Origin of the sequence: Streptomyces cellostaticus, from assembly GCF_023630175.1 — a bacterium.
GTDB classification, from domain to species: Bacteria; Actinomycetota; Actinomycetes; order Streptomycetales; family Streptomycetaceae; genus Streptomyces; species Streptomyces cellostaticus_A.
Window position 1 is genome coordinate 1 of the sequence record NZ_JALLIN010000107.1, and the last position, 2,788, is coordinate 2,788.

The following is a 2,788-nucleotide window of genomic DNA, read 5'->3' on the forward strand; positions in this document are numbered from 1 at the left end:
CGGACGTCCACCAGAACGCCGAAGGGGGGGCCCCCCCCCCCCGGGGGGCCCCCCCCGCTTCGTTCATGCGTCGTCCTGCCTCACCACGTGGCCCGCACCTGGCGGATGATCCGTCGGCGCAACCGCACCCTGCGGCTGCCGTCGCGCAGCAGGCTCAGTCGGTCCAACTCCCAGTGTCCGTACTCGGCATGGTCCGTCAGCAGACGCGTGGCCTCCTTGCGGGACACCCCGCGAGGCACGTACACGTCGACAAATTCGTATTCCGGCATCGCATCTATTGTGCGGGCTGGTGCCCGGTACGGATAGCGTCTGCACTATGTCTGATGCTGCGCAGCCCACCGCTGCCGAGGTACGCGCCGCCGTCGAGGCGGTCAAGACCGCGCTCGACCGTCACCTGGCCGCGGTCGAACGCAGAACGGGGGACGACGACCAGGCCGTCTACGAGGCGTTCAACGAGCTGGCCGCGGCCGCCGAGGCGTACGACGAACTGCTCTACGACCGCTACGACGAGGTCACGCCCTTCGAGATCCCGGGTGCGGAGGACTCGCTGCCGCCGTACACGGGCCCGGAGGAACCGAACGCCGTCAGCGTGCTGATCCGCCGCGACTACTCCGTGGCGGAGCCGCAGCGACTGCTGGCCCAGGCCCAGCGCGTCGAGGCGGCGGAGCACGAAGGAGGCGAGGGCGCCGACGAGGACGCCGCCACCACCGTCCCCGGGGCGCTCGGCATCCTCTTCGGCGAGTTCGAGCCGGACGAGATCGCCTCCCGGCACAAGGAGTTCGGCCTGGAGGAGGGCGACTCCACGCTCTGGGTCACCGCAGCCGACGAGCCGACCGAACCCGGGGAGTGGCTGGAGGCCCCGTTCGACCAGGTCGACCCGGAGCTGGTGCTGTGCCGCTTCGACGTCAGCGCGGTGTTCGACGAGGACCACGAGGACGACGACGAGGACGACGAGGACCACGAGGACGACGACGAGGGCCTCGACGAACTGGACGACGACGAACTGGAGCCGCTCGACGCCGAGCGGTGACCCGGTCCGGCGGTGCCCCCGGGGCCCACGGCCCACGGCCCGTACGGCACCGCCGCCTACTCCGAAGCCGGAGGCCGGTCAGTGCGCAGTGGGTAGCTGGGCGCGCAGCAGTGTCCGCAGACGGGTCGTCCGGGGCTTGGCCCCGACCTCCGCCACGGCCCTCGGCAGCGCCTGCTCGACACCGTGCACCACCGACAGATGACGCTCGGCCCGGCCGAAGGCCGTGTACACCCAGGGTCTGGTGAGGGTCTGCGCGGCGTCCCCGGGCAGCACCACCACCGCGGCAGGCCAGCGGCCGCCCGCCGCCTGGTGCGCGGTCAGCGCCCAGCCGTGCCGCACCGAATGCTCCACCCGCTCCCGGGGCACGACGACCGACTCGCCCGCGCACTCCAGACGCAGCCCGTCGGCGTCGGCGTCCACCACCCGGCCCGGCACCGTACGGCCCGGGGCGGGGGAGTAGGCGACCCGGTCACCGGGGTCGAAGCCGCCGAAGCGGCCGGGACCGGGGTTGAGGCGTTCCTTCAGGGCGGTGTTCAGGGCCCGGGTGCCGGCTGCACCGCCGTGGCCCGGGGTGATCACCACCGTCCGCTCGGGCGCCACCCCGATCGCCCGCGGCACCGAATCCGCGACCAGTTGCACCGTCCGGTGCACGGCCTCGCCCGCGTCCCGCACCGGAACGATCACGATCTCCTTGCCGGGAGCCTCCACCTGGTGCAGCTCGCCGGCCCCGACGCCGGAGACCAGCTCGCCCAGCGGGCCGGGGTCGGGGGTACGGGAGGCGAGCTGCGGGCAGGCCTTGGCGGCCAGCAGATCGGCGAACACCCGGCCGGGCCCGGCCGACCACAGCACCCCGGGGTCGCCGCTGAGCACCAGCCGGGCCCCGTCGGGCAGCGACTCCACCAGCATCGCCCCGCTCTCCACGTCGAGTTGGGGCGCGTCCAGCACGACCAGCAGATCCAGGTCCAGCGCGCCCTCCGCGTCCCGGCCGGGCCCCTCGGTCCCGGAGAGGACACCGGCGACCGTGCCGACGTCCGGCGTCTCCTCGGCGTCACCGAGCAGGGCGGCGAGGCGGTGGCGGCCGCCCGGGGTGTGGCAGACGGCGAAGGCGCGCAGCCCCGCGGCCCGGGCCGCGCCGAGCAGCGCGGCCGGTTCGGCGCGGGCCGCCTCGCCGCCGGTGTGCAGGACCAGCGCGTGCCCGGCGACCGCGCGGGCCAGTTCGGCCGCGCCGCCGGACGCACCGGAGGCGACCGCCTCCCAGGGGCCGGTGACCTCCTTGGGCAGCGAGTTGACCAGCCGGGCCAGACCGTCGGCGAGGCTCTCCTCGGCGAGCGCGTACCGCTCCAGACCGGCGAGGACCCGGACCGGGCGCTGCTCCTCGCCGTCCTCCTCGCCGTCCTCCTCCCGCGCTGCCGGGGCACCGGGCTCCTCCAGGGCGTCCTGGAAGACCAGCGCCTCGGCCTCGGCGATCGTGCTCTGCACCGCCGCGTCCGGGTCCGGCACGCCGCGCCGCGCCAGGGCCGCGGTGAGCGCCGTCAGTTCCAGCGCGGTGTGGCCGGCCAGCGCCGCCTGCTCCAGCAGCCAGACGGTCACCGCACGGCCGCGCCGTTCGTCGTCCGGGCCGCACGCCGCGCCGAGCAGCGCCCGCGCGAACCCGTCGGCCTGCTCCGGCCGCACCCCGCCGATCCGCAGGAGCTGCCAGGGGTCCGCACGCAGCGCGGCCTCGGCGCCCTCGCCGAGGCCCGACGCCACCTGGACGGC

At 75.3% G+C, this 2,788-nt stretch carries 3 protein-coding genes; 1 reads left to right on the top strand and 2 read right to left on the bottom strand.

The annotated features are described in order from the left end of the window. Nucleotides 1–80: 80 nt before the first annotated feature. Nucleotides 81–269, bottom strand: coding sequence for a DUF5703 family protein (locus MXD57_RS31140; protein ID WP_014671721.1), 189 nt, complete (start codon nt 267–269; stop codon nt 81–83). A 47-nt stretch (nt 270–316) separates the two neighbouring features. Between MXD57_RS31140 and MXD57_RS31145 the strand changes: the two genes are divergently transcribed. Continuing rightward, nucleotides 317–1,030 carry a hypothetical protein gene (locus MXD57_RS31145; protein WP_250405566.1) on the top strand — a complete coding sequence of 238 codons (714 nt, stop codon included), beginning with the start codon at nt 317–319 and terminating at the stop codon, nt 1,028–1,030. 78 nt (nt 1,031–1,108) lie between these two features. On the opposite strand, the gene MXD57_RS31150 is transcribed toward MXD57_RS31145, so the two are convergent. After that, nucleotides 1,109–2,788, bottom strand: a 1,680-nt coding sequence (locus tag MXD57_RS31150; protein ID WP_250405567.1) for a helix-hairpin-helix domain-containing protein, incomplete at its 5' end; no start/stop codon positions are given.